This window comes from Acinetobacter sp. YH12233 (assembly GCF_013417725.1).
GTDB lineage: Bacteria > Pseudomonadota > Gammaproteobacteria > Pseudomonadales > Moraxellaceae > Acinetobacter.
This window is the reverse complement of the sequence record NZ_VPDK01000008.1, coordinates 68126-80392: the sequence shown is the minus strand read 5'-3', so window position 1 is coordinate 80392 and position 12267 is coordinate 68126. Positions and strand designations below refer to the sequence as shown.

Here is a 12267-nt window from a genome sequence, read left to right as displayed (position 1 = left end):
AAACAGTCTTAGAGGTGATAAATGTCGATAACCTGGTTGATGTAATCGTTTTTCAGCACCACGTATTTGCTTAAAATCTGTGGTTTTTCGCCTGAAAAATTGATTACATAACGAGACATACCAAAGTAGCTGTAACTGGTTTTGTAGCGGAAACTCAGGGTATTCCAGTTAAAGCGCACAGTGACCTTGTCGCCGTCACGTTCCACAATTTCAATATTGCAGATGTTGTGACTAGTACGGGTATCCGGCATGGTGGCAGATGAACGCTCCGTCTTGATGCGGAACACACGGTCCTCAAGACCCTGACGGTCAGGGTAGTAGATCAGTGAGATTTCAGACTGTGGGTCTTCAGTCAGACGGTCATCATCATCCCAAGCTGGCATCCAGAAAGAAGCAGTAGGAGCGTAGCACTGTAACCAGTCATCCCATTGCTCATCATCTAAAAAGCGGGCTTCCTGATACAGGAACTGTGCAATGTTTTCTAAAGTGATGTCGCTCATGCGGTTTCTCCTTCAGTGTTTGCAGCAATTTCTTTTTCAGTCGCAATGCCTTTTTTGATCAGTTCTAACCAGTACTGGTGTTGTGCCAGATATAAGCCTTCATCTTCAGTTTTAATGCCGGACAGTTTTGGTTTCAGACCAATTTCATTGGCTGCATCATCCGGCCCTTGAATCCAGTGCTTAGAACCACGGCACATGTCGTTCCATTCCAGTGCGATCCCGGCATAACCAGCCTGACAGGCACGGAATTCTTCCAGATCGTCCGGAGTTGCCATACCAGAAGCATTAAAGAAGTCTTCATACTGACGGATACGGCGAGTGCGTGCTTCCGGCTCTTCACCGACAGGACCGATACAGTAAATGGTCACTTCAGTCTTATCGACAGAGATCGGACGCAGGACACGAATTTGTGAGCCGAACTGATCCATAAAGTAAACGTTTGGATAGATACACAGGTTACGTGAACGCTCAATCATCCATTTCGCCATGGCTTCGCCATAACGCTCGGTATATTCATCTTTCTTGGCAAAGTTTGGACGGTCTTCCGGGTTGGCCCATTGTGTCCAAAGCAGCATGTGACCATGTTCAAAGCCGTAAGAACCACCGCCTTGTTTGCCCCATGAACCTGCGCTCATGGCACGAATATTATCGCCAGCTTCTTTTTCCTTACGTTGCTGAGTCGTTGCAGCATAGTTCCAGTGCACGGCAGAGACGTGATAACCATCGGCACCGTTTTCTGCAGTCAGCTTCCAGTTACCTTCATAGGTATAAGTCGATGAACCGCGTAAAACTTCCAGACCTTGCTCAGACTGACCCACGATCATGTCGATGATCTTCGTGGCTTCACCCAGGTATTCTTCCAGAGAAGGAACATCCGGATTCAGGCTGCCAAACAAGAAGCCTTTGTAATTTTCAAAACGGGCTACTTTTTTCAGGTCATGAGAACCGTCCTGGTTAAAGCAATCTGAATAGCCTGCATCAGCCGGGTCTTTCACTTTTAACAGCTTGCCTGAGTTATTGAATGTCCAGCCATGGAATGGGCAGGTATAGGTTGCTTTATTGCCACGCTTATAACGGCACAGTTGTGCACCGCGGTGAGAGCAGGCATTGATCATGGCATTTAGTTCGCCATTACGATTACGTGCAATGATGATTGGCTGACGGCCAATATGGGTTGTGTAGTAATCGTTGTTGTGGGGAATCTGGCTCTCATGGGCCAGATAAACCCAGTTTCCTTCAAAGATATATTTCATTTCCAGATCAAACAGGGCTTGATCAGTAAATACGGAACGGTGCAGTTTAAATTCACCAGATTCAAAATCATCGACCAGTAATTCATCAATACGGTCTAAATGGCTGGTGTTAATTACAGGAATACGAGGCATGTCCAGTCTCCGACTTTCCAAGGAGGGGAAGTCATCGGGATGTTGCTCAGACTGACATCCCGATTCCATTTTGAATTAAGCGCTTGCGCGACGACGTTCTACTTCAGTGCTTGGTGCAGCAGCCTGGTCTTTCACCAGTTCGATATTGAACTGGATATGTTTGAATGGACCATTTAAACCACGGCGTGCGATTTCAGCTTCATCGGTCACATCAACAGCAGTTGCGACCAGACCATCACGTGTGGCGAATGCAAAGTCATCCCACAGGTATTGATCGCCTTCGATGTTGAACTGTGTGGTTAACTTCCGATAACCCGGCGCAGATACGAAGTAATGCACATGAGATGGGCGGTTACCGTGACGACCTAATTTGTCCAGTACGAACTGGGTGGTACCTTCAGGCGGGCAACCATAACCGACCGGCATGGTGGTCAGCGCAATATATTTACCGTCTTGATCGGTAAAGATAGAACGGCGCAGGTTAAAGTCCGATTGTGACTTGTCAAAGAAAGAGTAGTTGCCCAGGCTGTTGGCATGCCAGACTTCAACTTTTGCACCTTCAATGATGTTGCCGTCAGTATCGGTCACTGTGCCTTCAATAATCAGGGTTGGAATTTTGCCTTCTTCAGAACCGTCATCCATACGCGCAAAACCAACGGACTCAGGTGCACCTGCAACATAGAGCGGGCCTTCGATGGTACGTGGTGTACCACCAGTAATGCCGGCTTTGGCATCTGCTTCATCCGCGCGTAAGTCTAAGTAATGTTCCAGACCCAGACCTGCAGCCAGTAAGCCTAATTCATTAGCTTGACCTGCATCAGTAAAGTATTCCAGACCTTTCCAGAGTTCAGTCTGAGAAATATCAAGATCTTCGATCGCTTGGAAAAGATCACCTAATAAACGTACAACAACTTGTTGTACACGCTCATCTACTGGTCCTGTCGCTGTGTCGACATTCATTTTTTTAACCAGTGCATCAATTTCTTGGCGGTTCATACTATTGCTCCTAAAGTATGTCTTTCATATTTTAGTGGCGCATGTTTTAGCATTCGTTTGGCTGGCTAAATCTTGCTGGCCACAAGTCCTTTTGGATTACCCTCAGGTGTATGGATGGGAAGAAAAATCTTTCATTTCCATTCCCGAATTTATTCATTACTTGTCATCATCTCGAATCGACGAGGGATGGCGGTTCAATGCCATGACTTCGATGTTCATATACGGGTAGAGCGGCAAGCCTTGTAGCAGGTTGTGCAACTCTTCATTGCTTTCAACATCAAAAATACTGATGTTTGAATACTGCCCGGTGATACGCCAGATATGACGCCACTTACCCTGGCGTTGCAGATCCTGTGAATAAGCTTTTTCAACTGCCTTAATTTCATTGGCCTGTTCAACCGGCATATCTTTTGGAATATTGACGTCCATTCGTACTTGGAAAAGCATGGGGTTCTCCTGGAATTATTGACGACGCAAGTTGTCAATTTTGTTTTCATCCAACTCAATACCCAGACCTGATCCTTTCGGAATCTCAAGTTCAAAGTTTTGATACTGGAGTGGGGTTTTTAAAATATCTTCAGTCAGTAGCAGGGGGCCAAACAGTTCGGTGCCATAAGCGAGACTTTCAAAAGTCGAGAATGCATGGGCAGAGGCGATCGTGCCCACCGGGCCTTCCAGCATGGTGCCGCCATACAGATCGATACCTGCCAGCTGTGCCACTTTTGCAACTTCACAACCTTCAATCAGGCCACCAGATTGCGCCACTTTGACTGCAAAAACTGATGAGCCATGCTGACGTGCGATCTGATAGGCAGACTGCGGACCCATCAAGGATTCATCCGCCATGATGGCGATATCAAAACGCTGGGTCAGACGTCGCATTGCATCCAGATTATCAATGGCACATGGCTGTTCAATCATGTCAATGCCGCCGTCCTGGAGTAACTGAATGCCTTTAATCGCGTCTAGCTCTGTCCAGGCACGGTTCACATCAACACGGATCGAAATGTCTTTGCCTAATGCCTGTTTAATGGCAAGCACGTGTTCAACATCCTGTTCCACTGGACGAGAACCAATTTTCAGTTTGAAAATATTGTGGCGTTTGGCCGCAATCATTTTCTGGGCTTCAGCAATGTCTTTCTCGGTATTGCCAGATGCCAGGACCCACAGCACTGGTACGCTGTCACGTAAACGTCCACCTAGAATTTCACTCAGTGGCTGGTTCAAACGTTGTGCCTGAATATCCAGTAGCGCAGTTTGAATGGCACACTTGGCAAAACGGTTACCATTAATATTCTTTTTGATGGCTTGTAATGTCTGTGCAACATTCAAACCTGATAATGTTTTCAGAAGCGGTGCAAAGTAAGTCTCAATATTCACTTTGACACTTTCTGGGCTTTCTTCACCGTAGCCTAAACCGCCAATAGTGGTGGCTTCGCCCCAACCCACATAGCCGTCTTCGGTGGTGATTTTGACCAGGACCAGTGTCTGGGTTTGCATGGTTGCGACAGCCATCTTGTGAGGACGGATCGTCGGTATTTGAACCAGCAAGGTTTCAACTGACTTATACATAATTACGCTTCACATTCTTGCTTTAATGTTTTGACTTGATATACCTTAAAAGAATAATTTTGATTGGTCTAAGATCGATTTAGCATTTTTTTATACTTTAAAGGTATGCAATAATATGGAACTCAGGCATTTGCGTTACTTCGTCGCAGTCGTCGAAGAACAAAGTTTTACCAAGGCGGCAGAAAAACTGTTTATTGCTCAACCACCTTTAAGCAGACAGATACAAAATCTGGAACAGGAACTGGATATTCAGCTCTTTGAAAGAGGTAGCCGACCGCTTAAGACCACAGAAGCAGGTCAATTCTTCTATCAACATGCGGTTAAACTTTTGTCTAATGCGGAAGAAATCAAATCGATGACCAAGCGGATTGGTATCGCGGATCGCACCATTAGCATTGGTTTTGTTGGCTCGTTATTGTTCGGTTTGCTATCGCGTATTGTGTTTCTATTTAAGCAGCAACATCCCCAGCTCAAAATTGAGATGGTTGAAATGAATACTTCAGAGCAGATTCAGGCACTTAAAGAAGGGCGGATTGATGTCGGTTTTGGACGTTTAAGAATTTCAGATCCGGCAGTGAAACGGGTGTTACTGCGTGAAGAAAGGCTGATGGTCGCAGCACATTCCAGCCATTTTCTTTCCCATCGAGATGGCGTGAACCTGACTGAACTGGTGGATCAGCCACTCTTTTTATACCCGAATAATGGTAAGGCTAATTTTTCTACCCAGGTGCGCGGTATATTTTCCGAGTATGGGCTGGAACCGAAAAATATCCGTGCAGTCAGTGAATTGCAACTGGCGCTTGGTTTTGTGGCTGCCGGAGAGGGCGTCTGTATTGTGCCGGAAAGTGCCCAGAATATTCGTCTGGCACATTTAAACTTTATCCCTTTATTAGATGAATTTGCGGTCAGTCCGGTTTTTATGGCTATTCGTAATATGGATGAAAGTGAATATATTCGATATCTGTTTGATGCGGTCTATCAGGTCTATGATCTTGAAGCGATTAAATATGATCGTGCTGTATTTTAATTCAGATCAATACCTGTCTGGATCTTATAGGGAATAAAGCGAATCCATATTTTAATATTGAATGAAGGTTTCATTTTTTGGATGAATATCATTAAGGCATAGTAAATAAAGCCTTTTCTTTAAGGCAGACTTTATAGGTATAGAAGCATGCCTATTCAGTTTTGGACATTTATGCACATCTTCTGCATTGTGAATCTCATAAATTGAACTTCACAATTAGGAGGTGGAGATGTCTACAAATAAAGTGAATATAAATACGCTGATTGATGAAGCAAAGTTCACGCCATTTCATTGGGGCGTCCTGATCTGGTGTTTGCTGATCATTATTTTTGACGGTTATGACCTGGTGATTTACGGCGTAGCGTTACCGCTACTGATGCAGGAATGGTCACTCAGTGCAGTACAGGCCGGCATGTTAGCCAGCACCGCCTTGTTCGGTATGATGTTTGGAGCGATGAGTTTCGGCACTTTGTCCGATAAACTGGGACGTAAAAAAACCATCATGATCTGTGTCGCGATCTTTAGTGGTTTTACGTTTATCGGTGCCTTTGCAACATCACCTGTCGAATTCGGAATTTTACGTTTTCTTGCCGGACTCGGAATTGGTGGCGTGATGCCAAACGTCGTTGCCCTGATGACGGAATACGCACCAAAAAGGATTCGCAGTACATTAGTTGCCTTGATGTTTAGTGGCTATGCCATCGGAGGCATGACATCTGCTTTGCTTGGCGCATGGCTGGTACCACAGTTCGGCTGGAAAATCATGTTCTTGCTTGCGGGTACTCCTTTACTGTTCCTGCCGATACTCTGGAAATATTTACCAGAATCCCTGATGTATCTGACCAATAAGCAGCAAACGGCTGAAGCGCAAAATATTATCCAGAAAATCTCGCCAACCCAGGTAATTGGATCTGACACCCAGTTCGTCCTGAATGAAGTACAAAAAGGCGATGAAGCACCTTTAAAAGCATTATTTCAGCAAGGCCGCACATTTAGTACCTTTATGTTCTGGCTGGCATTTTTCATGTGTTTATTAATGGTCTACGCACTGGGTAGCTGGTTACCAAAACTGATGATCCAAGCCGGTTATTCTCTGGGTGCCAGCATGATCTTCCTGTTTGCCCTGAATATTGGCGGCATGATCGGGGCTGTTGGTGGGGGGTATCTGGCAGACCGTTTCCATATTAAAAAAGTGCTGACGATCATGTTCCTTTGCGGAGCAGCTTCTTTAATCCTGCTCGGTTATAACAGTCCGCAATTCGTGCTTTATAGCTTGATTGCTGTGGCCGGTGCAGCAACCATTGGTTCTCAAATCCTGCTCTACACCTTCGTGGCGCAATATTATCCATCAACGGTGCGTTCCACTGGCATGGGTTGGGCTTCCGGAATTGGACGTATCGGTGCGATCGTTGGACCGGTATTGACAGGTGCTTTACTCACCATGAATTTACCGCATCAAATGAACTTCTTTGCAATTGCGATTCCCGGTTTGATTGCTGCGCTGGCAATTTTCCTGGTGAACTTAAAGATGTCTGTAGAAGGTCAAGCCCTTGCTACACCTGAGATTCGCACTGATTCTCTCGCTGAAAAAGCAAGTTAATGGATTAAATATCAATTAATAAAGAAAACACTTCTAATGATAGAGATCGCCATCGTAAGCGGTGGTGATCTGTTGCTAGAATCGAGACGCATAATAAAAAAGTGAGTTTAGGATGAACACGAAACAATTATTTAATAATCAAACAATCACATTAAAACGCACGGTTCTGATGAGCATGATGGCAATGAGTTTAGGGGGTATCAGCTTGGCTACCCAAGCACAAACTCCAGCTCAGTCCAATCAGCAGGAAATTGAGCAGTTGCGTCAGGAGGTTCAAGCTCTACGCGCCTTGATTGAACAGCAGCAGACTCAGACAGCTGCTGTGACTGCACCTGTAGCGACAACGCCGGCACCTGCAAATACAGCAGTAGCCCCTGCGAGCAAACCTGTGATGAAAATTGCCAGTGGGGCCGAGTTTAATCTATACGGTAATATCCGTGCTGATGCCTCTTATCAGGCTGAGGGCGGTGCAGCGACACGTATGTATAACCAGATTAATGCAGTACCTCTTGAAGGCACAGGTGAACGCAGTGATGAGTTTAAATCCACGCTTTCAGCCACCCGTTTAGGGATGGATTTTAAAGCGCCCGTGGGTGCTGGGGATAATGCCTTAAGCGGTAAGGTTGAGGTCGATTTCCTGGGTGGAGCTGGTTTTGACAACCTGCGTATTCGCCATGCCTATATCAGCTATGCTGACTGGTTAATTGGTCAAACCTGGTCAAACTTTGCAACTCCGGACTATATTCCAGAAACTGTAGATGCACTGGTTTATGCTGGCGGTTCAATTAAACGGACTCCACAAGTTCGTCATACCAGCACCTTCAGCCCGGCTACCAATCTGGTACTGGCGGTAGAAGATCCAAAAGATGGTTCTATTAAGCAGCGTCTACCTGCTTTAACAGCACGGTTAAATCACAAATTTGCAGATAATCTTACCGTTAGTGCGCGTGCGATGGGCCATGAAAAACGTGTGAATGAAGATGAAAAAACTGCATGGGGTGTGGGTTTAGGTGCGAAATATGAGTTTGTTTCAGGCACCAGTCTTAAGGCAGATTATTATCATGTCAAAGGTGATAGCAGCTTTGTCTCTTACGCTAATCCTGGCGTAGTTCGAGCTCCTAATGGTGATCTTCTACAGAGTGAATTTGACTCGATTACAGTCGGTCTAACGCAGCAGTTTAATGATAAATTGCGTGGTACCGTAGGGTATGGTTATATGAATTTCGACCAAGATAATGGCTATCTTGCTGCTCCTGGTCTGACTCTAACAGCAGTGAACAAAGACCTTTGGCAGGCTTGGGCCAATGTGTTCTATAACCCTACAAAACCGCTGAGTTTTGGCCTGGAATATGTTTATGGTGAACGTGAAGCATTGGGTGCTGCACCAAATGGCAGTACAAAAGGTGAAGATAACCGAGTGAATGCCGTTGCAATTTACAGTTTCTAAGCTCTAGCGATTTACATAAGAAACTTAAAGCGTGGATGAATTAATCCACGCTTTTTGCATGATTCAGGATCACCTCTGCCAGCACATTGACAGCATTTTCTATCTCAGAGGTCCAGTCAAATGAACAGTTCAGGCGAATATAATTCTGGCTGGTATGTTCCGGTTTAAACAGCAAAGCGGGTGCAATAGCAATATTGTGCTGAATCAGCTGTTCATATAAAACCTGTCCATCCAGCTGTTCGGGCAATTTGATCCAGAGAAAATAGCCACTGGAATAATAATAAATTTCACAGACTGAATCTAAACGCGCTTTGAGTTCCTGATAAAACTTTTGCTTATACTTTTCCAGCTGCTGTCTTAAATGGCGCAAATGCTTTTCATAATGATGATGGGACAGAAAATCGACCAGTGCATTTTGTAATAGCGGACTAACAGTCAAAGTACTCATGAGCTGTAAATGCTGGATTGCATCAGAAAATGGGCCAGCGAAAACCCAGCCGACCCGCGCACCCATGCCCAAGGTTTTGGAAAATGAAGAGCAGTGCAATACCCGTTGATGCTGATCAAAATATTTCACGGAAACCGGTTTATGAGCGCCGTAATTGAGTTCCTGATAGACATCATCTTCAATCAGATATACCTGATATTCATTCAACAGTTCCGCAATTCTTTGCTTGATCTCTGAATTTACCGTAAAGCCAATCGGATTATGTGCATTCAGCATCAGCCAGCAAACTTTGATCGGGTACTGTTTTAGTGCTTGTTCAAATGATTCCAGGTCAAAACCAAACTGCGGATGTTCAGGGATTGTAATCACCTGCAAGCCTAAACGTTCAGCCGCCTGCCAGGCACCATAAAAAATGGTTTGCTGGAGCAGGATAAAATCACCCGGTTGAGTCAAAGCCTGTAAAGACAGATTGAGGGCTTCCAAGGCACCAGAAGTAATGACAATGTCATCCGAAGTACAGTTTATACCTTGTAACTGATAGCGATTGGCAATCAGTTGGCGTAATTCCTGATTACCCGGTGGCATATGATTTTGATGGCTATAACTGCTTTTTCTTTTGCTATGCTGCGCCAAAATCTGCATAAACCGGCTGTTATATAACAGTTCAGCATTTGGAAAAGCTGAACCAAAAGGTGCAATATTTGGAGTTTGCAGTGACTTTAAATAATTAAATACCACAGAGTTAATTTTAACTTTGGAGTTTAAGCCAATCTGTACCGCGGGTTCTTTGCTGTTATAGGTTTGAGGTCGCTCCGCAATATAGTAGCCAGATTTATCTTTGGCATAGACCAATCCTTGCGATTCAAGCACCTGATAGGCATTAAGCACCGTCATCAGGCTATAGCCGGACAGTTCAGTTTGTTCCCGTAATGAAGGTAATTTGTCATGCGCCTTCCATGCGCCATTTTCAATCATCTGGCGAATATTTTGGGCTAGCTTTTCAGATTTGAACATAAGAAAATAAAATCTAAACTGTACTAATATAATCAGAATTATATTATAAATAAGTTATTAAAATATAACAAATCAAAAAAATAAGTGGCTAACTGTTATATTTTTTTAAATGAATATTGTATCTATACAGTTGATTTAGGTCTGCTGATAATAAAACTCATAACGCCAGACCAACCTATGGGTGATCATATGAATTCAGAAGACAACAAAGCACCAAAATATGCGGATAGCAGTATTTCTGATGCAGCATTCAAGAAGATGATTCTCTGGTTTGCACTTTATACTGGTTTATTCTGCCTCGGCGTTATCTTTGTAGTAAATGCAGACAAAATTATGATGAGCGGCTTTTAAAATTCTCTTCTCCCTGAACACTATCATCGCCCCAATCTAAATTGGGGCTTTTTTATGCCACACATTACCAGTTTTATTTTCTACTTTTTCTGCATCCACTCTATGACTTTGTCACAATTTGACACTCACAAAGTCAGATTTCCTTGCTAGATTCAGACTGTTTGATGATAAAAATGAATACAGGCTTTTCGCCAGCGCATCATACAGAAATAACAACGATATAGCAGATGGACAAACAACAAGGATAAAGGAGTGAAGCATGCTCGGAAATATGATGTTCCAGCCCTTACTGATCAGCAGCATGATTGAACATGCCGGTCGTTATCATGCCGATACCGAGATCATTTCTAAAAATACCGATACCAGCATTAAAAAGACCAATTGGGGAGAAATCCGGGAAAACTCGAAACGTTTTGCCAATGTATTACAGCAATTCGGTCTGACACTCGGCGACCGGGTTGCAACCATTGCCTGGAATAATCATCGACATCTAGAATCTTGGTATGCCATTTCGGGAAGTGGACTGATTTGCCATACCATTAACCCGCGGTTATTTCCGGAACAGCTGGTATTTATTATCAATGATGCTGCCGATCGAATACTGCTGTTTGATAAAACCTTTGCACCTTTAATTAAAGCCGTCAAACCGTTATTAAAAACTGTAGAACAGTATATTTGTCTGGATGCTGAAGATTCGTCGATTTGTGAAGCCATTCCGGAAGTTCAGTTTTATGATGATTTGCTTGCCCAGCAATCTGCAGAATTTGACTGGCCTGAACTGGATGAAAATACAGCGAGTTCACTGTGTTATACCTCCGGTACGACTGGAAATCCGAAAGGGGTTTTATATAGCCATCGCTCAACAGTGTTGCATAGTTATGCCATCATCATGCCGGATTCCCTGAATGTAGCAGCGCGTGACATCATGCTGCCGGTGGTGCCAATGTTCCATGTCAATGCCTGGGGAACCCCATATGCCGCTGCCATGGTCGGTTGTACTTTGGTGTTGCCGGGGCCGGGCCTGGATGGAGCCAGTCTGGTCAATCTGATTGATACGTATAAAGTATCTGTGGCTTTAGGTGTTCCAACGATCTGGCAAGGCCTGATTGCGGCTGCCCAGCAAAGTGGTTCAAAATTGGAAAGCCTGAAACGGAATGTGGTCGGTGGTTCTGCCTGTCCACCGGCTATGCTGAAAACCTTTAAAGAGCAGTTTAACTGCGAAACCATTCATGCTTGGGGGATGACTGAAACCAGTCCACTTGGTAGTGCCAATCAGCTAAAAACCAAACATCTTGATCTAGCGGATGAAGAAAAAATGCAGATTCGCTTGTCTCAAGGTCGTCCACCGTTTGGCGTTGATTTACGTTTAACCGATGAAGAAAAAGGAACCCAGGAAATTGCCCGCGATGGTGAAACCATAGGCAATCTGCAGATTAAAGGGCACTGGATCATTGATCATTACTTTGGCAAGGAAGAATCTGCGCTCACAGCAGATGGCTGGTTTGATACCGGAGATATTGCTACCTTAAATGAAGATGGCTTTATGAAGCTGTGTGACCGTTCCAAAGATCTGATCAAGTCAGGCGGTGAATGGATCTCTTCAGTCGATCTTGAAAATATGGCGATGGGACATCCTGAAATTGCCATGGCTGCCGTGATTGCGGCACAGCATCCTAAATGGGATGAGCGTCCCGTTCTGATTGCGATTAAAAAGCCAGAGAGTCATGTGAGTGAAGCTGAAATGCTGGATTACTATGCGGACAAAGTCGCTAAATGGCAGATCCCGGATCGCGTGATCTTTGTAGATTCTATTCCGTTAAGTGGAACCGGCAAGATGCTGAAAAAAGACCTGCGTGAACTTTATGGTTCTATCTTGCTGGAACAGGTCGTAGGTTAAGCTATTTTTTTAAAAGGTAAATTTTTGCCT

Annotated in this window: 11 protein-coding genes; 5 read left to right on the top strand and 6 right to left on the bottom strand. The window is 44.4% G+C overall.

The genetic code is table 11. The features are described 5' to 3' along the window. Positions 1-8 precede the first annotated feature (8 nt). The 5 genes from benB to FTV12_RS05630 all read right to left on the bottom strand — a co-directional run bounded on the left by benB (position 9) and on the right by FTV12_RS05630 (position 4453). The gene (gene benB, locus FTV12_RS05650) at positions 9-500 is read right to left on the bottom strand and encodes a benzoate 1,2-dioxygenase small subunit (protein ID WP_179992594.1); all 492 of its coding nucleotides are present in this window, start codon (positions 498-500) and stop codon (positions 9-11) included. After that, positions 497-1885, bottom strand: coding sequence for a benzoate 1,2-dioxygenase large subunit (benA, locus tag FTV12_RS05645; protein WP_179992593.1), 1389 nt, complete (start codon positions 1883-1885; stop codon positions 497-499). The genes benB and benA overlap by 4 nt, the downstream gene beginning before the upstream one ends. A gap of 75 nt (positions 1886-1960) precedes the next feature. Further along, a complete protein-coding gene (catA, locus tag FTV12_RS05640) occupies positions 1961-2881 on the bottom strand; it encodes a catechol 1,2-dioxygenase (RefSeq protein ID WP_179992592.1) in 921 nt (306 codons plus the stop codon). A gap of 156 nt (positions 2882-3037) precedes the next feature. Beyond that, complete coding sequence (catC, locus tag FTV12_RS05635) at positions 3038-3328, bottom strand: muconolactone Delta-isomerase (protein ID WP_104426111.1); 291 nt, start codon at positions 3326-3328, stop codon at positions 3038-3040. Between the two features lie 15 nt (positions 3329-3343). Further along, positions 3344-4453: a muconate/chloromuconate family cycloisomerase gene (locus FTV12_RS05630; RefSeq protein ID WP_180033687.1), complete on the bottom strand. Its 1110-nt coding sequence runs from the start codon at positions 4451-4453 to the stop codon at positions 3344-3346. A gap of 115 nt (positions 4454-4568) precedes the next feature. On the opposite strand from FTV12_RS05630, the gene FTV12_RS05625 reads away from it, so the two are divergent. The 3 genes from FTV12_RS05625 (at position 4569) to FTV12_RS05615 (ending at position 8527) form a co-directional block, all read left to right on the top strand. Then, complete coding sequence (locus tag FTV12_RS05625) at positions 4569-5480, top strand: LysR family transcriptional regulator (RefSeq protein WP_166138516.1); 912 nt, start codon at positions 4569-4571, stop codon at positions 5478-5480. 229 nt (positions 5481-5709) lie between these two features. Continuing rightward, a complete protein-coding gene (locus FTV12_RS05620) occupies positions 5710-7080 on the top strand; it encodes an MFS transporter (protein ID WP_180010990.1) in 1371 nt (456 codons plus the stop codon). Positions 7081-7192: 112 nt separating this feature from the next. Next, complete coding sequence (locus tag FTV12_RS05615; protein ID WP_179992589.1) at positions 7193-8527, top strand: DcaP family trimeric outer membrane transporter; 1335 nt, start codon at positions 7193-7195, stop codon at positions 8525-8527. Positions 8528-8567: 40 nt separating this feature from the next. Here FTV12_RS05615 and FTV12_RS05610 read toward each other — a convergent pair whose 3' ends face one another. After that, on the bottom strand, positions 8568-9989 hold the full coding sequence (locus FTV12_RS05610) for a PLP-dependent aminotransferase family protein (protein ID WP_179992588.1): 1422 nt from the start codon (positions 9987-9989) through the stop codon (positions 8568-8570). A gap of 189 nt (positions 9990-10178) precedes the next feature. Between FTV12_RS05610 and FTV12_RS05605 the strand changes: the two genes are divergently transcribed. Continuing rightward, on the top strand, positions 10179-10340 hold the full coding sequence (locus tag FTV12_RS05605; protein ID WP_166138668.1) for a hypothetical protein: 162 nt from the start codon (positions 10179-10181) through the stop codon (positions 10338-10340). 259 nt (positions 10341-10599) lie between these two features. Next, complete coding sequence (locus FTV12_RS05600) at positions 10600-12237, top strand: long-chain-fatty-acid--CoA ligase (protein WP_179992587.1); 1638 nt, start codon at positions 10600-10602, stop codon at positions 12235-12237. Positions 12238-12267 lie beyond the last annotated feature (30 nt).

Excerpts from the sequence above, each read along its gene's own strand:
- benB (WP_179992594.1), bottom strand. The coding sequence starts at position 500 with ATGAGCGACATCACTTTAGAAAACATTGCACAGTTCCTGTATCAGGAA.
- benA (WP_179992593.1), bottom strand. The coding sequence starts at position 1,885 with ATGCCTCGTATTCCTGTAATTAACACCAGCCATTTAGACCGTATTGAT.
- catA (WP_179992592.1), bottom strand. The coding sequence starts at position 2,881 with ATGAACCGCCAAGAAATTGATGCACTGGTTAAAAAAATGAATGTCGAC.
- catC (WP_104426111.1), bottom strand. The coding sequence starts at position 3,328 with ATGCTTTTCCAAGTACGAATGGACGTCAATATTCCAAAAGATATGCCG.
- FTV12_RS05630 (WP_180033687.1), bottom strand. The coding sequence starts at position 4,453 with ATGTATAAGTCAGTTGAAACCTTGCTGGTTCAAATACCGACGATCCGT.
- FTV12_RS05625 (WP_166138516.1), top strand. The coding sequence starts at position 4,569 with ATGGAACTCAGGCATTTGCGTTACTTCGTCGCAGTCGTCGAAGAACAA.
- FTV12_RS05620 (WP_180010990.1), top strand. The coding sequence starts at position 5,710 with ATGTCTACAAATAAAGTGAATATAAATACGCTGATTGATGAAGCAAAG.
- FTV12_RS05615 (WP_179992589.1), top strand. The coding sequence starts at position 7,193 with ATGAACACGAAACAATTATTTAATAATCAAACAATCACATTAAAACGC.
- FTV12_RS05610 (WP_179992588.1), bottom strand. The coding sequence starts at position 9,989 with ATGTTCAAATCTGAAAAGCTAGCCCAAAATATTCGCCAGATGATTGAA.
- FTV12_RS05605 (WP_166138668.1), top strand. The coding sequence starts at position 10,179 with ATGAATTCAGAAGACAACAAAGCACCAAAATATGCGGATAGCAGTATT.
- FTV12_RS05600 (WP_179992587.1), top strand. The coding sequence starts at position 10,600 with ATGCTCGGAAATATGATGTTCCAGCCCTTACTGATCAGCAGCATGATT.